Genomic DNA, 18,465 nt, shown 5'->3' with positions numbered 1-18,465 from the left:
TATGTACGTGCTACAGTTCATGCTTTTCTTCAACAGCCCGGTTCAGCGCTTGGAGCATATAGCCTATGCCTTTGTATGATGATAGCGGCCAGCTGATATGCTGGTGCTCTCCGATGACGGCATTTAGAACGCTTCGATATTTTTTCCCGCCAAGCATGACAAGCTCTTCGATGTCTGAAAAGCCTTTTTCGTGAAATTGACGGCGCAGCTCGTCCGCTGTCATGATTTCCGGATGACCGGTGCCAAAAGTGACATCGTAATTTCCCGAAACGAGATCATCAGGGCGAAGAAAGCCATGCTTCGCCGACAAAATCACCCACTCATCGAAAAATGTTTTCGCATACCGCTCGCACGCCTGATGAAACGGGCTGAGATAAGCGTCCTCTGCTCTTACCGGCCCGGCATCAGGCTGGACGTCCCAGATTTTTTTCTTGCCGCAAGGGATGATGCATAGCCGTTTCATTTTTCTCTCCCCCTTTATAAGATATCTCCACTAAATATACCATTATTTTCTGACAATAAATTAGAGAAAAGACAGGCTGAGTAAAAGCTGCGTACAAAAAAGACCCGGAAATCGGAATTGTTTATTTTACCGAAAATCCAGGTTTATTTTAGTCAAGAATGGTGTAAAAATCCCTTTATTTTGTTAGCCTTTTTTGAATCAAGCACTGCTGTTACTCTATCCCATCAAGATACTTTCTTTCAAAGTCGTCGAGCAATGCACGCACTTCATCTGTTGACTTTGTGTTCATGCATTGATTTCTTAATTCACTTGCCCCTCGGAACCCGCGGAGATAAATTTTGAAAAAGCGAGGAAGAGGCTTGTACGGACGGGCTTCTAATGCTGAATATTTATCATGAAGATCCAGATGCAGCCTTAAGAGATCAAGCAATTCCTTGCTGCTATGCTCTTTCGGCTCCTTTTCAAAGGCAAATGGATTTGTAAAAATACCACGCCCAATCATAATTCCATCAACACCGTATTGTTCAGCAAGTTTTAAGCCAGTTTGGCGGTCAGGGATATCACCATTGATCGTCAAAAGTGTATCTGGTGCCACCTCATCACGAAGTTTCTTAATCTCTGGGATGAGCTCCCAATGCGCATCTACTTTGCTCATTTCTGCTCTTGTACGCAGATGAATAGAAAGATTGGCAATATCCTGTTTCAAAATGTGTGTCAGCCACTCGCGCCATTCGTCTACATCCGTGAAACCAAGTCTAGTTTTTACGCTTACGGGCAATCCCCCTGCTTTTGCAGCTTGTATTAATTCTGCTGCAACTTCCGGCCGGCGGATAAGACCGCTTCCCTTACCGTTCTGTGTCACATTAGGCACAGGACAGCCCATATTGATATCTAGCCCTTTAAATCCTAACTCTGCCATGCCAATACTCATTTTACGAAAGTTTTCAGGCTTATCTCCCCATATATGGGCCACCATTGGCTGTTCATCCTCTGTAAAAGTCAAACGGCCGCGCACGCTATCTTTCCCATCCGGGTGGCAATAGCTCTCTGAGTTTGTGAACTCTGTAAAAAATACATCCGGTCTGCCTGCTTCACTTACTACATGCCGGAAAACAACATCTGTCACATCTTCCATTGGTGCCAGTACAAAAAATGGCCGTGGTAGTTCACGCCAGAAATTTTCTTTCATAACAAAAATCAAATCCTTTCATTAGGGGGTACGGCTATACCTGTAACTCAATATTAAAAAACTGACAATGCTTTCTTTTTACACTTATCGCATGCGAAAGCATTTCTTATCAATCTATAGTAAATTTTGAACATTTCACGTGGGATGATTATCTACACCATATATTGTGGTTAACACTGGCGCTGACCTTCGTCTTTCTTAGTGGCCTTACTTTTGAACTTTTTGGATAAAAAGAATTCCAACCTAAATAGAATATCATATGAGTTCTCCATATTACCAACGCAAAATAATTGCCCTGTTATTGAAGATAAGATATTTAACACTACACCATATCCGTAACTCTATATCATATTTGCGGAAAAACTAATTTCAAGAGATAAACTTTGATTAAGCAAATTGAGTTGGGGGTGGTATAACTGAGTACTCGAGAGAATGAAAAAACCTACTTAAGCTGCTACCACTTGTGAATCACATGGAGTAAAGAGGATGAGAAGAGAAAATAAACCCTTATTTAAAAGAATTCAAGAACTTCAATCTGAATCATTTGGGATTTGCTCATGATTTAGAAAATAACCAACGCAGCAAGTGGCAACCTACTATATATTTGTATAGGGTTATAATTCGGTAATCCTGATCCAGAACCAATAAAATAGACTGCTGACTAAGTGTCGCAGTCTTCACTCATAAGATAATTAAGAAAGCGTTCATTTTCTTTCATCATTAATAAGTCATCAGAAGTTATTGCTTTAATTTCGAATATCCTTTGTTATACCTGTAATTATTTGTATAATAGTGAAAACTCCCAAGAAAACAGTAATAATATTAAACCATGGATTATCATAGAATGAAAGATATGTTTGATAGAAATCCAGTTCAACTATGTTTGCTGGGAACCCATTCATTTCTCTATAATTAGGACCCCATCCCGTTAATTCTACAAAATTAAAATAAAGCTGAGATACTAAAAATGCCAAAAATGTTTGAAACCAACTTCTTTTATATAACGGTCGTTTTTTATATACTTTATCCATTTAGTTATCCATTTCCTTCTCTGCAATACTTTTTAGCCAAGTGTCAATCTAAAATTTATATTATGAAGCATGATTGTCGCAAGGATATAACCATTGTAGGTATTACTGTAATAGTTGTTATCGTCTCGGCACTATTATTTATTTGTTGTAGTGCTCATACGTTATTCATTTTAAAATGGGGTTGGCCATCATTTTCACCTCTTTCGTTTATTACAATGTTTCAACTTTTTAAATCGAATGACTCTTGAAATGATATACGCCATACCTTTCCTTATATTCCTATAATCAATATTTCACACGTCATAACTGCAAGTCAATATATAATTTTACAAATTATGAAAAAATATCTATGATTTTACATCATTCTACTCATGTATTTTAATCATACTGGAAGGAAATTTTTCCGGTTAAATAACGCTGTTTTTCACCCGCTTTTCAACACGTTTTTTCAACTCTTTTCGCTAGTTAAAATAAAGATCTCCGCGAATAGAAGGAAGATAAAATTGGGAAAAGACAGTCAGGACAAGGGCTGCACATGAAAAAGACCCGGAAATCGGAATTGTTTATTTTACCGAAATCCAGGTCTGATTAGGTATTTCTTATTTTAGTTAGACGATTTCAATACAAGTCTCGCCACTGCTTCAACATGCGCCGTCTGCGGAAACATATCGACAGGCTGAATATAGTCCACGCGATAGTCCTTCGACAGCGTCTGCAAATCCTTCGCAAGCGTGGATGGATTGCAGGAAACGTAGACGAAGCGTTTCGGTTTGACTTTTTTGATCGTGTCCAGGAACGTGCTGTCACAGCCCGTTCTTGGCGGGTCTACGATGACGACGTCCGGGCGGAAGCCTTCTTTCGTCCATTTCGGGAGCCAGTGCTCGGCTGTTCCTGTTACGTATGTGGCATTTGCCATGCCGTGTTTTTTGGCGTTTTTCTTGGCATCGTCAATTGATTCCTTGATGACGTCCATGCCGCGGACTTCCTTCGCTCCGTCCGCCACCCACATGCCGATCGTGCCGACGCCGCAATACGCATCAACGACTTTTTCTTTTCCGGTCAGCTGCGCCGCTTTTTTCACTTCATCATACAGCTTGACGGTCTGTTCCGGATTGAGCTGGAAGAAAGCGCGGGCGCTCAATTCAAAAGATACGTCGCCGAGCACTTCTTGAATTACTGTTTTTCCGGCGAGCTGTTTTGTTTTCTCACCAAAAATCACTGAAGTTTTCGCCCCGTTTACATTCTGAATAATGGATGTGACCTCTGGCAATCGCTTTTGAATCGCTTTGACGATTTCTTCCTTGTGCGGAAGCGTTTCTTTTGCGGTTACAAGCACGACCTGCACTTCACCTGTTTCAAAGCCGACTCTCGTCACGATCGTGCGAACGTCGCCTTTTCGTTTTCTTTCATTATAAACAGACACATCGAAGTCCTCTAATATGCGGCGGACGATGCCTGTTGTTTTGTTCGTTGCCGGATGCTGAACGATACAGTCTTTAATCGGCACGATGTCATGAGAATCAAGGCCGTATAAGCCGGCGATGATGCTGCCGCTTTGCGAGCGCCCGATCTGGAATTGGCTTTTATTGCGGTAATTCCATGGGTTGTCCATGCCAATCGTTTCTTTGATTTCCATGTTTTCAACTTTAAACTTCGTATGGCGTTCAAGAGACTGAATGACGATATCGCGTTTTTCCCGAAGCTGCTGGCTGTATGCAAGGTGCTGAAGCTGACAGCCGCCGCATTGTTCATAAACAGGGCAAGGCGGTGCCACTCGGTGCTCAGATGCCTTGCGGATTTTCTTAATGCGGCCCTCCGAAAACTTCGGCTGGACCTTTGTGGCCTGCACAACAACTTCTTCGCCAGGAAGCGCGCCGGGCACGAAGACGACTTTTTTCTTAAAATAGCCGACACCTTCTCCGTTAATGCCAAGACGCTTAATCGTCAGCGGAAAGGTTTGTCCGACCTTCAGTTCGACGGGCGCCTGTTTCTTTTGTTGGTTCACGTTGTTCTCTCCGTTTCTATATGAAGCTTTCTGCAGAAGGCAGAAAGTGAAATGGTTTTTTCACATCTTTCTAGTATAACACGTTTGCAGGATTTCCTTCATTGTCAGACGAATTATTCTATACTCCTCCACAAATACAAAGACGCATAGCTTAAATAAGGCTCCCACTCCTTGCTCATCGCCAGCATGACATCCTTTGCCGGCTTATCGTTCAGCTGAAAATGGCGTTTGATGGCATTCTGGAGGCCGATATCGGCAAGCGGGAATAAATTGGGACGGCCAAGTCCGAACATGAGGACGTTTTGCACGGTCCACGGGCCGATACCCCTGATTTTGATCAGTTTCTTCATAATGTCTTCATCCGCCATATGCGGCAGCTCTGACAAGCTGAGTGTGCCTTCTGCGATCATCCTTGATGTATCAATGGTGTATTCCGCTTTTCTCATGCTGAATTGCAGATCACGCAGATCCTGATAATCGAGTTCCGCAATCGTTTCCGGCTTTGGATAGCACCACACGCCATCCTTCTGCTCGCCAAACGCATGAACAAATCGTTCTGTTAGCGTGTAAGCGAAGGATAGATTAAGCTGCTGGTGGATAATGCATTTCATCATGCAGTTGTACACGCTATAGTCCAGAACAAGCGGCGTCCCGGCATGCTCTTCAAAAATGGCGGACAGGCTCGTTTTTGAAAAGTGATCCAGAACGTGCTGCAAATGATTTTCCCATTGAAAAATCCGCTTGATTTCCTTCATCATTTCTCCCTGATCCGTTTCCCCGCTGACGAGGAACTCAGGCTCGCCCGCATGGCCTAACGCCTGTACCTTTACAATACATACAGTCCCCGCTTGATTTCTGATTGGCACACGGACTTCCCTCGCCTCTCGATCAACAGCATTGAGGGGGTCTAAAGACAGCCTGTCCAGCACGCGGTCAAAATGATACGGAGGCGTGACAGATACTTTTTCCTTCCACATGAGATCCACCCTTTTTTCCGTTTTTGTTCAGTATAACATGCCGCTGGAATTAGGCAGAGAGTACCGTATACTTTTCTCATAAAGACCGCATGATATAATGGCAGGTGGAGGGTTGTTTATGATCAACATTACCGCAATCACAACAGAGCATCAGCTGCTGAAAAATATACCGATCGAACGAGTGGAACAGCCTGATATTGCATGGTACTGGGTTGATTTTTACGGCCCGGAGGATACGGAAACGGCGTTATTGAGAGATTTTTTTCATTTTCACCCGCTTGCCATTGAGGATTGCTTCCAGCATATGCAGCGGCCCAAGCTTGACCATTATGACGGCTATCGTTTTTACGTGATTCATGCGCTGAATAAGGAAACACTTGAGATGGAGGAAGTCGATATCTTTCAAGGCGAAAAATTTGTCGTCACCTTTCATTTACACGAAACGCCCGGTATCGCTAAAGTCCGGGAGCGTTTGTATGCTTCACCGGACATATTGACAAAAGGGCCCGGGCATATTTCTTATATGATCATGGATCAGCTTGTTGATGAATATTTTCCTCTCGTGTATAAAATTGAAGACCGGCTGAATGAAATTGAAGAAAGCCGTCCCCACAAAACGTATGGGACGCTGATGAACGAGGTGTTTGATCTCAGAACAGACCTATTGCATTTGAGACGGACAATTATCCCGATGCGTGATTTGCTCTACCGGATTTTAAGCCTTGACCATGTGAAAGAGCAGCGGGAAACGAAAGCCTATTTCAGCGACATATATGATCATTTGTTAAAGTTGTCTGAAATTGTGGAATCCAACCGTGACATGACGTCCGACTTGCGTGACAGCTACGTGACGCTAAACTCAAACCGGATGAATGCGATTATGATGACACTGACGATCGTATCAACCATTTTCATCCCGCTCACCTTTATTGCCGGTGTATACGGTATGAACTTCGACTTTATGCCGGAGCTGCATTGGAAATACGGATATTTCGCTGTACTTGGCCTGATGGCCGCGCTTGTGATTGGAATGCTGATTTGGTTTGTACATAAAGGATGGTTCAATATTTTTAAATGAGGACAGCGAGCAGCTGTTCTTTTTTGTTGTAAGCCGATCGCTATGCATATTCTGTTCATATTGTTTATAATGGAAAAAATATTCAGGGAGTGATCAGATTGAAAATTGCTGTCATCGGACTCGGCAATATGGGACAGCCCATTGCCCGAAATGTTCTTCAAGCAGGCTACGAATTGACTGTCTATAACCGGACGAAGCAAAAGACGGAAGACCTTGTCACAGAAGGCGCACAGGCAGCTGACACGCCGCGGCTGGCGGCAAAGTCCGCTGATATTGTCATCACAATGCTTGCAGATGATGATTCTGTCAGCGCCGTGACATTCGGAGAAGACGGGCTGCTTGAAGGATTAGCAGAGAACGGCATTCACATCTCGATGAGCACAATCAGTGTTGAGTTTTCAGAAAAGCTCGCAGCAGCTCATGCAGAGAAAGGACAATTCTTTCTCGCCGCTCCTGTTCTTGGCAGACCGGATGCCGCAGCCAAAGCCGCGCTCCGTATCATAACAGCCGGACCGGCAGAAGCAAAGCAAGCTGCCAAGCCTCTGCTCGACAGCCTGAGCCAGCAGGTATTTGACGTCGGCGAAGAAAGCAAGACGGCAAATGCAGCCAAAATCAGCATCAATTTCTTGCTTGTGTCCATGCTGGAGGCGTTATCTGAATCCTTTTTAATGATGGAGAAATACGGCTTAGAACAAAAACAATTTTTAGAAATCGCCAGCGCGCTCTTTGGTTCTCCAGTCTATCAAAATTACGGAACCATTATGGCCGAGCAGAAATTTGAGCCGGCCGGCTTCAAAATGTCTTTAGGGCTGAAGGATACCAACCTGGCACTCGCCGCCGCAAAACGGGTTTCTGCAAATCTTCCTCTTGCCGAGCTGGCCAAGAGCCATTTTGAAAGCGGGATTGAGAAAGGCTTCGGGGATCTGGACTGGGCCGCACTGATTAAATGTATAAAATAAAAAAAAGCCTCTCCGTTTAAGGAGAGGTTTTTCTCTTTTACAAAGACGGCAGCCTCATTTCTTTCTCAAACATCAGATCATCAATGCTTTTAAATGTGTAGCCCTGTTTTTTCAGATCTGTAATCGCGTCATCCAGCGCTTCAGCATTGTCCCTCGATACGGTGTGAAGCAGGTAAATGGCTCCCGGGTGCGCCTGTTTGATCATATGATCGTAGGCATATTTCTTTCCCTTTTGGTTGTTGATTTTCCAATCAACAAAAGCGACCGACCAGAAAACGGTTTGATAGCCGAGGCGTTTCGTTTCTTTCAGTACATACTCACTGAACACGCCGCGCGGCGGACGCAAGTACAGATTGTCCTGCTTTCCCGTAATTTTATAAACCTCTTCGTTGACTGAATCAAGTTCATCCTGAATCTGATCAGCTGTTTTTGTCGTTAAATCCGGATGGTGAAAGGAATGGTTGCCGATAATATGGCCCTCATCTGACATTCGTTTGATCAGCTGAGGCTGGTCCTTTACGAAATGCCCGGTGACAAAAAACGTTCCTGTTACGCGATGTTTTTTTAAGACATCAAGCACTTTTGGCGTATAGCCATTTTCATATCCGTTATCAAACGTTAAGTAAATCGTTTTTTCCTTTGTATTCCCTAAATAAAACGCGTCATATTTTTCAATTAAACTGTTCAGCTGCTTCCCGGCATCTGGCGGCTGATGATTGACACTTCGTTTAAAGCCCCAATTAATCGGCTCATTCGGCACCGCTTCCGCCTGTGCTGCACCTCCGGCAAGCAATACAGCGGCGCAGCATATTGAACACATCCACTTCATGGCCAGCGCTCCTTCTGCATTTTTTCTTATTTTACAGATAGAGACTTTGTTTTATACTGTTGCTTTATGCCAATAAAAAAACCGCGGCGGGCGCGCGGTTTTATTCCCAATCTTTTTTAAAACGTTCGTATTTGGCTTCCAGGTCATCAAGCATGCTGATAAGCCTGTCTATATCTTCAACGTCGGTTGCTTCAGGGTCTAATGAATCGATGACGTTCATAAACATGTCAAGTCTGTTCTTTAAATAATCAATCTGCTGATCTTTATTGTTTACGGCGTTCCCCATTCTGTTCCTCCATTCATTTTTTATTATGGTAGCTCATTTTTTGCCGTTTTTCAATCGCCGCGCTACTTGCGATCTTGGCAAATCAGGTCTAAAATTAACTGTTGGCAGCGTTAGTATGCCCATTTATAAAGGAGTTAGATAGTCATGACACAAAACACGAAGCTGCGTCCGATTACGCCCGAGTTTGACCCTTGGGAAGCCTATATGGATGTTGACCAATACGGAGACATGCAGCTGACAAACGTTGAATTCACAACGACGACACTGTGCAATATGAGATGCGAGCATTGTGCTGTAGGCTATACATTGCAGCCTAAAGACCCGAATGCTCTGCCAATAGATCTTCTGTTAAAACGGCTGGAGGAAATCCCGCGCCTCAGATCCATCAGCATCACAGGCGGAGAGCCGATGCTTTCGTTGAAATCAGTAAAAGAATATGTTGTTCCTTTATTGAAATATGCCCATGAACGGGGTGTGCGGACACAAATTAATTCAAATCTGACCCTCGACATCGAGCGGTACGAATGGATCATTCCGTATCTCGATGTGCTACATATTTCTCATAACTGGGGTACAGTTGAAGATTTTGCTGAAATCGGCTTTGCCATGATGGACAGAAAACCGACCTTCGAACAGCGTGCGCGCTATTTTGAAAAAATGATCGAAAACAGCCGCACGCTCGTGGATGCCGGAGTAATGGTATCTGCGGAAACGATGCTGAACAAACGAACACTTCCGCATATTGAGCATATTCACCGCCAAATCACAGAAGATATGAAATGTCAGCGTCACGAGGTCCACCCAATGTATCCAAGCGATTTCGCAAGCGCTCTTGAATCCCTCAGCCTCAAAGAGATGAGACAGGCCATTCACCGCTTGCTGGATATTCGTGATGAAAATACGTGGATGCTGTTCGGAACGCTGCCGTTTTATGCCTGCAGTCCGGACGAAGATGACCAAAAGCTGCTTCGCCGGCTTCGCGCGGCGAAAAACGTCACAGTGCGAAATGACCCTGACGGCCGGTCCCGCCTGAATGTGAACATTTTCGACGGAAACATTATCGTGACCGATTTCGGTGATACCCCGCCGCTTGGCAACATTCAGACGGACAGCCTCCCTTCCGCCTATGAAAAGTGGAGAGAGACCAAGCTTGCGAAAGAACTAAGTTGCCACTGCCCGAATGTCCGGTGCCTCGGACCGAATGTTCTTGTTAAAAACAGTTATTATCAGGATACAGACTTCACAAAACGTCAAGCCAGGAGTTAGATGCGGATGAAAGAAACACTTACGGAGATTTTTCAAAATAAAATCGTCGATATTCTCCTCGTTGCCGTTATCCTTTGGATCGGTGTCTTTATCATCAACCGGCTGGTACAGCTATTTTTTAAACGGACGGATTTTATTGAAGAAAAAAAGGAAAAAACGATTGAAAGCCTTGTCCGTTCTGTCACCCAATATACGGCGACAATTGGTTTTATCTTTTACGTTATTTCTTTATTTGTGCATGATTTCGGCAAGATATTGGCCGGGGCGGGCGTAGCAGGTATCGTGATCGGTTTTGGCGCCCAATCGCTGATCAAAGATGTGCTGGCTGGTGTGTTCTTAATATATGAACGCCAGCTGCACAAAGGCGATTATGTCACCGTCAACAACTTGTTCAACGGGACAGTGGAGGAAATCGGCCTCCGCTCGCTGCAAATCAGGGAATGGAGCGGGAAGCTGCTCACCATCAGCAACGGCGAGGTCAGACAAATAGAGAACTATAATATTGATTTTATGCGGATTACCGAATCCTTTCTTATCAGCTTTAAAGAAGATCCGGACCGCGTGTACAGCGTGTTGGAAGAGGCATGTGACATGCTGAACGAAGAACTTCGTGATTCATTGAAGCGGGATGAATTCGGCAATCCGACAGAACCGTTTCAAATCCACGGCATTACCGCATTGAATAAAATCAATCGAGGCGTCGAATTTACGGTTAAAGGCATGGTGAAAGATGATGATTATTTCAGTGCCAGCCTTGCAGTCAGACGGGTTCTCGTTCGCCAGCTCTACCAAAACAATGTGCAAATGCTTGAGGAAGCGGTCCGAATCGAGAGAACCCAATAAACAAAAAAACTGATTCCGAGTTGGAATCAGTTTTTTTATTTATCTTGGCAGTGAAGAAAGCTGAAAGCCAAACGTGACATGGTCTTGAACCGGAATCCAGGCGCCGATTCCCTGTGACGTGACATTTTTCACGACGAGTTTTCGTTTATTCCCTTTCAGCACTAAGTACACTTCTCCGTAAGTCACTTTTCCTTTTTCATTCACAGCCGGTGCATATGCATGTAGATAACCGATTTTTTTAGGAGCGACTTTATAAATCTGATCCCGTTTTGTGCCAGCCCCAATGACCGTCTCAAATGCAAGCGGAAGGTTCGTTTTCTTCATTGCTTTTTGCATCATCATGCTTTTGACATCTTCAGCATTTGGAACTTTAGCTGTCAGGCCGCCCTTCACTCTGTACTGCTGTTCCTGGGCATAATGCATTTCAGCCGTTTCTTTCCCGCCGCGGTTATCCGCACGGTTTGTATTGATTTTTTTATATTCCCAGTTTGCGACTGTTTCATTTGATTCATAGCCGAGCGCCCATTTCCCGAGAAATATTGTCGCCCGGTATCCTACTGCAAGCGGTGTGCCGGATATGTTGGATTCATTCAGCATTTTGATGAGATGCGGATTTTCAATCTTCACCTCAGAATGATCGAGCAATTCCTTTGCCAGCTTGCTCGGCTGAAGCATTGGCTGATCCTGTGAAGCATTCGGATACGTGTTTTCCTTTGAAATGCTTGCGACAGAATTAGGAACCTTAAACTGCTTTTTCGCGTGGATGGGCTGAACGCCGAAAAAACTAAAGAATAACAACACGATAAGTGTGGAATGAAATAGCTTTTTCATCATATCACTCTTTCTATGGCATTTTCCCTTAGTCTTTTCATCCCGCTTTGTTGTTATCCATCATTTTTTCAGGTTAAAGAAGGAAAAAGCCGATCGCCATAATGACATATGCAGCAAGCAGTGTCGCCCCTTCAAACCAGTTGGAATCCCCGTCATTCGAAATCGCGATCATCAAGAGAACCGCTGATACCATCGCGACGAGCTCCGGCAATGTAAATACAAGCGGCATGCTTGTCGGAAAAAAGATAGAACAGATGACGAGAACCGGTGCGACAAACATAGCGATCTGCAGCGTAGAGCCGACTGCAATTTCAACCGCAATGTCCATTTTATTTTTGAAGGCCATAATAATCGCTGAGGCGTGCTCCGCCGCATTTCCTACAATCGCCACGATGATGACCCCGATAAACAGCTCGCTCCACCCGAACTGTTCAGCCACCGAGTGAAAGGTATGGACCAGGTTTTCGGATATGTATGCAACCACAATTGTTGCCGCAAACAAGACAATCGTCGCAACCTTCCCTGACCATTCCGGCTCTTCCTCTTCTTCAGTCTGAGCGGCATTATTCGGCTGATAAACGCCCCGATGAGTGACAAGTTTAAAGTACAGCGCCGCCACATATAACAGAATCATAATGATGCTGATGCCGATGCTTAAATTGAGCTTGCTGGCGTTTCCCATACCAACAGAGAATACCTCCGGAATCACAAAGGCGACAATGATGGCAAAAATCAGAAGCCCGGAATTATGGCGGGCATCATGGATATTAAATTCCTGCCGCTTATATTTTAAACCGCCGACAAAAAACGATAGGCCCGCTACCAGCAACAGGTTCCCCAGCACTGAACCGGTTAAAGAGGCAAGCACGATTCCTGTCAGGCCTTCTTTTAATGCAAAAAGGGAAATAATCAGCTCCACCGCATTCCCGAAGGTTGCATTCAACAAACCGCCGATACGCGGTCCTGCAATGATGGACAGTGATTCTGTCGCCCTCCCCATATAGCTTGCAAGAGCGATAATCGTCACGCAATAAACGGCAAATAGAACCGCGGAAGGCCAATGCATCAAACTGCCAATCACAGAAAGCGGAACACCGGCCGCCACTAAAATAAAAAAGATACGATTCATGGTGAAATAGCTCCTTTTTTATGACTTGTTTTATTTTTATTCTTCACAAAAACCTTCATGATTACACGAGGGCAAATGTATAGCGTGATATAGGCTTTTTTCAGGTTGCCTGCTTTTGGAAAACATTGTACGATCAACATAGATTCCACATAAGGAGAACTGACACGATGTCACGATTTCATTTCTTTATCCTTGTCTTGCTCGTTTCCATTTCCGGGTTTTCACAAGGCATGCTGCTGCCTGTCATTTCAATCATTTTTGAAACAAATGGAGAATCCGCTGCTATCAACGGCCTGCACGCAACCGGGCTGTATATCGGTGTGCTTTTGGCTTCGCCGTTTATGGAAGCGCCGCTCAGAAAGCTCGGATTCAAGCCGCTGATCGTCATGGGCGGAAGCATTGTCATTTTAAGCTTATTCGGATTTATTTGGCTTCAGTCAGTTTGGGTCTGGTTCCTGCTTCGCCTGTTCATTGGAATCGGCGACCACATGCTTCACTTTTCTACGCAAACGTGGGTGACCTCCATGTCATCAAAACAAAATCGCGGAAGAAACCTGTCTATTTATGGGCTTTCCTTTGGCCTTGGCTTTGCCGCAGGCCCGTTCATGGTGCCGCTTGTCAAACTGAGTCCGTCGCTTCCTTTTATCGTATCCGGCTGCATCAGTCTGTTTGCGTGGCTTTTTGTTTTCTTTCTACAAAATGCATACCCGGAAACCAGTCCTCATGAAACCAAATCAGACAATAGTTTCAGGCGATTTTATCAGGCCATGCTGTTTGGATGGGTTGCCTTTATGCCTACATTTGGCTATGGCTTTCTGGAAACGGCGCTGAACGGAAGCTTTCCGGTGTACGCGCTCCGTTTGGGGATATCAGTAGACGCAGTAGCGATCATCCTTCCCGCATTTGCGATTGGAAGCATTATCTTTCAGTTTCCGCTCGGCATCCTCAGCGATAGATACGGCAGGCGGAATGTGCTGCTGGTGATTTTACTGACTGGGGCTCTTTGCTTTTTCATCGCCGGTGTATTTCCTTCGCCCTACGTGATCGGCGGCTGCTTTTTTATTGCAGGAATGGCAGTCGGATCAACCTTTACACTTGGCATCAGCTATATGACAGATCTTCTTCCGCCTCATCTCCTGCCGGCAGGAAACCTGCTTTGCGGCATTACATTCAGTCTCGGCAGCATCCTCGGCCCGGTTGCCGGCGGCTGGTATATGCAGACATTTGAAAGCGCAAACTTGTTCTACTTCATTACTCTCACGCTTAGCGCTGTGTGGCTGGCCCTTGTGCTGGGAAAACCGAAAAGCTGGTCACCGGCTGAAACCTATTCTTCATCTTCTTAATCAAAAAGCCTCCTGACATCATGTCAGGAGGCTTTTATGCTAATGGTAGCCGTTTTGTCCGTTGGCGCTTCCGCTTGTTTTATGGCTCGATTTGCTTTTCGAATTTTGTTTGTTATGGCTTCCGCCTTTTTTCGTATGCTTGGTCATCACGATATCCCCCCGACTTCTTTTTGAACCGAAGTTCGTTTATAGGGTGCGCTAATGGTAGGGATTTTCATCAGGAAGCTTTTTACGTTTATGTAAAAGAGCGTTGATTTCTCCGCCTAGGATAATTAAAATGCCGCTCAAGTAAAACCAAATCATCAGAACGATGATTCCCCCGATGCTCCCGTAAGTGGCGCTATAGTTCGCAAACGTGCTGACGTAAAATGAAAACAATGTGCTGACAATGATCCAGCCGATGGTCGCAAAGACCGCACCCGGCATGACAAACCGGAGAGACAGCTTTTTGTTCGGCGCAATCACATACAGCGCGGAAAAAACAATCAACAGCACAAGCGGGCTGACACCCCAGCGAATGGCGGCCCAGACGGATAAAAACAGATCCGACGCGCCGACAAAGTCAGAAGCGAGCCTTCCAATCTCCCGGCCAAATACCGGCAGAAGCAAAGCCACTAAAATCGTAAATACCATGGCAATCGTCAAAAAAATCGAGGTAAGACGAACAATGATAAAAGAGCGGTTTTCTTCCACATCATACGCGTGGTTTAGCGACCGGACGATCGCGTTCATACCATTAGACGCAGACCATAATGCGGCGATAATCCCGAATGACAGCAAACCGCCATTTCGATTATTTAAGGTTTGATGGGTAATGGATTCAACGAGTGACATCGCACTGGCGGGAGCATATTGTTCTATGACTCCTAAAACATCATCGGTAGAAAGCGGAAGATACGCGGTGAGCGTCAGCATAAAAATCAAAAACGGAAACAGTGACAATAGAAAAAAATACGCCAGCTCCGCTGATTTACTTTGTCCTTCATGAAGGGTGTATCTGCTGAAAAGCTCTTTCAAAAAACTCATGTCGTCTCACCTCGTATGTTTGATCATTTTTTTGAAAAATGCTCTTTCGTTTCTTGCACAAGTTCCATCACTTGCGGCGTTGTTTTCTTCAGCTCTTTCACCTGCTGGTTCACAAAGTCGACTTCCTTTGAAAGCGTTTGGGCGAGCTTTTTGGCCTCATCCACTTTTGTGATAACAGTGTTTTTTAACAGCTCCGGATTGCTTTTATACAGTGAAAGTTTATGCTTGCATGTCAGCCATCTCATGCCGCACGCCTGTCTTGTCGGCTTATGGAGCAGTGATAACGCCGCGCCTGCCGCAGCTCCGAGAAATATCCCTTTCAGCATTAAACGTTCGTTGTTCATGCAAATTCTCCTTTCACTCACAATTGTTTTTCTTTTTGAATAGACGCAAGCAGATGCTCACAGCCCGATTTGATTAATTGGCAGACTTCTTCAAAATTCCCTGTGTAGTAAGGATCGGGAACGTCGGCAAGATCTGAATCTTCAACATAGTCCAAAAGCCTTTTGATATGTGAGGTGTTTTTAAATCCCGCCATGCTTCTGAGACTTCCGATATTTTCTGCATCCATTGCAATGATGTAATCAAAATCGGCCAGATCCTGTTCGCTGACTTGACGCGCCAGCATGCCATCAAAGCTGATTCCTTCTCTGCGCAATATCTCCTGCGTTCCCTCATGCGGCGGATTGCCAATGTGCCAGCCGCCGATTCCCGCTGAGTCCGCCTTGATTTTCCCCTCTAATCCTTTTTTGGCTGCCAGGTCCCGAAAAATCGCTTCCGCCATCGGAGACCGGCAAATGTTTCCTAAACAAACAAATAACACGCTTATCATGTTGTGCAACCTCCCTATTCTTTGCCCCTATTTCTCTAAAAAGAAACCTTCATGAATATCTTAGTAGGATGTTCATTTTCTTTTCAACTGATGTCTTCACTTTTTTGGAATAAACAGCCTGCTTTTAGAATAGGGTTTTTTTCTGAAGGAATTCTGTTAGAATAAAACATACCTATATTGCGCATAGAAAGGATGGAACCATTTGTCCAGCCCAAATACAGAAACATTAACTCAAATGATTGAAGAAATTTCCCAAAAGCTGAACATGCTGAACGTCGGCGTAATCAAAGCGGAGGATTTCAGTGATGAGAAGATTGAAGACCTCACGTACCTTCACAGCATGGTGATGAAAAAAGAATCATTCAGCCCAAGTGAAATGCAGGCGATTGCTCAAGAATTAGCCTCGCTTCGTAAATAATGGAGACTGGCCGGAAACTCGGCGAGTCTTTTTTATCATTTCCCCAAACCAATTTTCCTTAGAACAGTAAACAGTAAAGTGTTCGAATAAGATTTGAAGGAGTACAAGCATGCAAACGACATCTATCAAAACAGCATCCGGAATGTATATCAACTACTTCTTTCTGGGGATGGTCAACATCATTCTCGCATCCAATATGTCCTCATTAACAAAACAGTGGAATACCGATCCGACCGGCATCAGTTATGTCATTGCCGCTATCGGGTTTGGCAAACTGCTGACATACGGCATTTCCGGAGTTCTATCAGATAAAATCGGCAGAAAGCCGCTTGTTGTCGCTTCTGCGGGAATTATGGCCGTCTTTTTAGTCGGTATTCCTTTATCACCGAGCTATGAGCTGGCGTTTGTGTTCGCCTTATTAGCCGGAGTCGCAAATTCAGCGATGGATGCCGGAACATATCCGGCCCTAACCGAGCTCTTTCCGTCTGCTTCCGGTTCGGCGAATGTCTTGGTCAAAGCCTTTATGTCTGTCGGGGCCGCACTTTTGCCGCTTTTGATCACATTTTTAGCAGACCACAGCATGTTTTACGGATTTGCTTTTTATCTGCCGGCAGCGGTCTATCTCCTGAATATTATTTATTTATCAACGCTTTCGTTTCCTAAAAAACATAAGAAACCAACGAATAGCGGCCAACAGGAATCTCCCGTTTTCTTGTCTGAACCCGTTTTTCAGAAAGAAGGCACCGCACTGATTATCATCGGTTTTACATCCACGGCTTTATTTACGGTTTCTCAAATCTGGCTCCCGAGCTACGCGCAAAAGGCAGCCGGTTTAGCTGAATCAGCATCCGTTCAATTGCTGAGCTATTATAGTATAGGATCTCTGGCATCTGTTTTATTATTAGCCGTTTTGCTGAACAGATGGGTCAAACCTGTCTTAATAACGCTCTTATATCCTATTATTACTTTATGTACACTCGCAGTTATGCTGACCGTTCATATCCCAGTTGTGCTGGACATCACTGCCTTTTTCTTAGGCTTTTCAACTGCGGGTGTGTTTCAAATTACCATTACGTTAATGACAGAGCTTTTCTGGAAGCGAAAAGGAACCGTTACCGGAATTGTAGCGACCGCTTCAAGCCTTGCATCGATTCTGCTGCCGATTGCAACAGGGCTTATCGCAAAAGCGGGGGGCATCGCCCATATTTTCATATTCGATTTCGGCATTGCGGTCATCGGAACGGCTGCAGCTGCTTTCTTGTATTACAGGTACAAGAAACTGACGGCTGTTCAAGCTGATGCCACGTTATGATCAAAAAACGGACGCCCGCGGGCGTCCGTTTTTTCTTTATTTCTCAAGCAATGCCAATGACTCGCGGTTAAATGCCGGTATATCGTCCGGTGTGCGGCTAGTGACCAATTGATCTTGGCAAACAACCACTTCCTTGTCCACAACGTCGGCACCGGCGTTTTCCATGTCAACACGAATGGACGTATAGCCTGTCGCTTTTCGGCCGTCGAGCGCTTTCGCATTGATTAAAAGCTGCGGGCCATGGCAAATAGCGAATACCGGCTTTTTGTCAGTCATAAACGCTTTTGCAAATTGGACGAAACGATCGTCAGCACGAAGCTGGTCTGGTGAAAACCCTCCGGGAATCAAAAGCGCATCAAAGTCTGAAGGGTTTACGTCGTCAATGGATGCGTCAACTGTCACTTCCGCTTTTCCTTGCTTGCCTTTTACTATTTTTCCTTTTTCATTTTCGATGACAGTCAGTTCATGTCCCGCTTCTTTAATGGCTTTCGCAGGCTCAGTGTACTCGCTGTCCTCAAAATAATCTGTTAAAACAACTGCAATTTTTTTCCCCATGATTCATAACCTCCCGCTTTATATGTCTACATAAAACACTCTACCCCAGCCACACTAAAATAAACATTCCGCGATTGTGATAAACGATAAGCA

At 44.7% G+C, this 18,465-nt stretch carries 20 protein-coding genes; 7 read left to right on the top strand and 13 right to left on the bottom strand.

What is annotated here, in order from left to right:
- Positions 1 to 10 precede the first annotated feature (10 nt).
- The 5 genes from MHH79_RS04345 to MHH79_RS04325 all read right to left on the bottom strand — a co-directional run bounded on the left by MHH79_RS04345 (position 11) and on the right by MHH79_RS04325 (position 5,665).
- A complete protein-coding gene (locus MHH79_RS04345; RefSeq protein WP_003233638.1) occupies positions 11 to 463 on the bottom strand; it encodes a DUF6884 domain-containing protein in 453 nt (150 codons plus the stop codon).
- 211 nt (positions 464 to 674) lie between these two features.
- Positions 675 to 1,652 (bottom strand): tRNA-dihydrouridine synthase, encoded by a 978-nt coding sequence (locus MHH79_RS04340; protein ID WP_100506790.1) that lies wholly within the window; start codon positions 1,650 to 1,652, stop codon positions 675 to 677.
- Positions 1,653 to 2,398: 746 nt separating this feature from the next.
- Entirely contained in the window at positions 2,399 to 2,683 is a 285-nt protein-coding gene (locus MHH79_RS04335; RefSeq protein WP_047182286.1) for a YfzA family protein, read from the bottom strand.
- A gap of 604 nt (positions 2,684 to 3,287) precedes the next feature.
- Complete coding sequence (gene rlmD / locus MHH79_RS04330) at positions 3,288 to 4,688, bottom strand: 23S rRNA (uracil(1939)-C(5))-methyltransferase RlmD (RefSeq protein WP_015383110.1); 1,401 nt, start codon at positions 4,686 to 4,688, stop codon at positions 3,288 to 3,290.
- 113 nt (positions 4,689 to 4,801) lie between these two features.
- Positions 4,802 to 5,665, bottom strand: a complete 864-nt coding sequence (locus tag MHH79_RS04325) for a DNA-3-methyladenine glycosylase (RefSeq protein WP_047182285.1) — start codon at positions 5,663 to 5,665, stop codon at positions 4,802 to 4,804.
- Positions 5,666 to 5,783: 118 nt separating this feature from the next.
- Here MHH79_RS04325 and corA point away from each other — a divergent pair, with 118 nt between their 5' ends.
- Together corA and MHH79_RS04315 are read left to right on the top strand one after the other, a co-directional pair.
- Positions 5,784 to 6,743, top strand: a complete 960-nt coding sequence (corA, locus tag MHH79_RS04320) for a magnesium/cobalt transporter CorA (protein WP_072175490.1) — start codon at positions 5,784 to 5,786, stop codon at positions 6,741 to 6,743.
- A gap of 98 nt (positions 6,744 to 6,841) precedes the next feature.
- Positions 6,842 to 7,702: an NAD(P)-dependent oxidoreductase gene (locus tag MHH79_RS04315; RefSeq protein ID WP_251218313.1), complete on the top strand. Its 861-nt coding sequence runs from the start codon at positions 6,842 to 6,844 to the stop codon at positions 7,700 to 7,702.
- Between the two features lie 37 nt (positions 7,703 to 7,739).
- Here the strand turns inward: MHH79_RS04315 and pdaA are convergent, their stop codons facing one another.
- Positions 7,740 to 8,531, bottom strand: a complete 792-nt coding sequence (gene pdaA, locus MHH79_RS04310) for a delta-lactam-biosynthetic de-N-acetylase (protein ID WP_003244439.1) — start codon at positions 8,529 to 8,531, stop codon at positions 7,740 to 7,742.
- Positions 8,532 to 8,631: 100 nt separating this feature from the next.
- Entirely contained in the window at positions 8,632 to 8,817 is a 186-nt protein-coding gene (locus tag MHH79_RS04305; RefSeq protein ID WP_003223132.1) for an SE1561 family protein, read from the bottom strand.
- A gap of 144 nt (positions 8,818 to 8,961) precedes the next feature.
- Between MHH79_RS04305 and yfkAB the strand changes: the two genes are divergently transcribed.
- Together yfkAB and mscC are read left to right on the top strand one after the other, a co-directional pair.
- Positions 8,962 to 10,083 carry a radical SAM/CxCxxxxC motif protein YfkAB gene (yfkAB, locus tag MHH79_RS04300; protein WP_003233655.1) on the top strand — a complete coding sequence of 374 codons (1,122 nt, stop codon included), beginning with the start codon at positions 8,962 to 8,964 and terminating at the stop codon, positions 10,081 to 10,083.
- Positions 10,084 to 10,926, top strand: coding sequence for a mechanosensitive ion channel protein MscC (gene mscC / locus MHH79_RS04295; RefSeq protein ID WP_010886444.1), 843 nt, complete (start codon positions 10,084 to 10,086; stop codon positions 10,924 to 10,926).
- Between the two features lie 39 nt (positions 10,927 to 10,965).
- On the opposite strand, the gene MHH79_RS04290 is transcribed toward mscC, so the two are convergent.
- Both MHH79_RS04290 and cax read right to left on the bottom strand, forming a co-directional pair.
- On the bottom strand, positions 10,966 to 11,760 hold the full coding sequence (locus MHH79_RS04290; protein WP_003233657.1) for a YfkD famly protein: 795 nt from the start codon (positions 11,758 to 11,760) through the stop codon (positions 10,966 to 10,968).
- A 70-nt stretch (positions 11,761 to 11,830) separates the two neighbouring features.
- Complete coding sequence (cax, locus tag MHH79_RS04285) at positions 11,831 to 12,886, bottom strand: calcium/proton exchanger (protein WP_003242902.1); 1,056 nt, start codon at positions 12,884 to 12,886, stop codon at positions 11,831 to 11,833.
- Positions 12,887 to 13,053: 167 nt separating this feature from the next.
- On the opposite strand from cax, the gene MHH79_RS04280 reads away from it, so the two are divergent.
- A complete protein-coding gene (locus MHH79_RS04280) occupies positions 13,054 to 14,229 on the top strand; it encodes an MFS transporter (RefSeq protein WP_003233661.1) in 1,176 nt (391 codons plus the stop codon).
- Positions 14,230 to 14,427: 198 nt separating this feature from the next.
- On the opposite strand, the gene MHH79_RS04275 is transcribed toward MHH79_RS04280, so the two are convergent.
- From MHH79_RS04275 to yfkJ, 3 genes are read right to left on the bottom strand one after another with little or no spacing between them, the layout of a single operon-like run.
- Positions 14,428 to 15,255 carry a YihY family inner membrane protein gene (locus tag MHH79_RS04275; RefSeq protein ID WP_003242564.1) on the bottom strand — a complete coding sequence of 276 codons (828 nt, stop codon included), beginning with the start codon at positions 15,253 to 15,255 and terminating at the stop codon, positions 14,428 to 14,430.
- A gap of 23 nt (positions 15,256 to 15,278) precedes the next feature.
- Positions 15,279 to 15,599 (bottom strand): hypothetical protein, encoded by a 321-nt coding sequence (locus MHH79_RS04270; protein ID WP_003233665.1) that lies wholly within the window; start codon positions 15,597 to 15,599, stop codon positions 15,279 to 15,281.
- Between the two features lie 17 nt (positions 15,600 to 15,616).
- Complete coding sequence (gene yfkJ / locus MHH79_RS04265) at positions 15,617 to 16,087, bottom strand: protein-tyrosine-phosphatase (RefSeq protein ID WP_024573443.1); 471 nt, start codon at positions 16,085 to 16,087, stop codon at positions 15,617 to 15,619.
- Between the two features lie 202 nt (positions 16,088 to 16,289).
- Between yfkJ and MHH79_RS04260 the strand changes: the two genes are divergently transcribed.
- Together MHH79_RS04260 and MHH79_RS04255 are read left to right on the top strand one after the other, a co-directional pair.
- Positions 16,290 to 16,505, top strand: a complete 216-nt coding sequence (locus MHH79_RS04260) for a DUF1128 domain-containing protein (protein WP_010330293.1) — start codon at positions 16,290 to 16,292, stop codon at positions 16,503 to 16,505.
- A 109-nt stretch (positions 16,506 to 16,614) separates the two neighbouring features.
- Positions 16,615 to 17,817: an MFS transporter gene (locus MHH79_RS04255; protein ID WP_063335689.1), complete on the top strand. Its 1,203-nt coding sequence runs from the start codon at positions 16,615 to 16,617 to the stop codon at positions 17,815 to 17,817.
- Positions 17,818 to 17,853: 36 nt separating this feature from the next.
- Here the strand turns inward: MHH79_RS04255 and yfkM are convergent, their stop codons facing one another.
- A complete protein-coding gene (gene yfkM, locus MHH79_RS04250; protein WP_063335688.1) occupies positions 17,854 to 18,372 on the bottom strand; it encodes a general stress protein 18 in 519 nt (172 codons plus the stop codon).
- Between the last annotated feature and the right edge of the window lie 93 nt (positions 18,373 to 18,465).

The sequence above is a fragment of the Bacillus sp. FSL K6-0993 genome (assembly GCF_037977205.1).
In the GTDB taxonomy this organism is placed as follows: domain Bacteria; phylum Bacillota; class Bacilli; order Bacillales; family Bacillaceae; genus Bacillus; species Bacillus subtilis.
The sequence above is the reverse complement of the archived record's forward strand: the minus strand, read 5'-3'. Positions and strand labels throughout refer to the sequence as shown.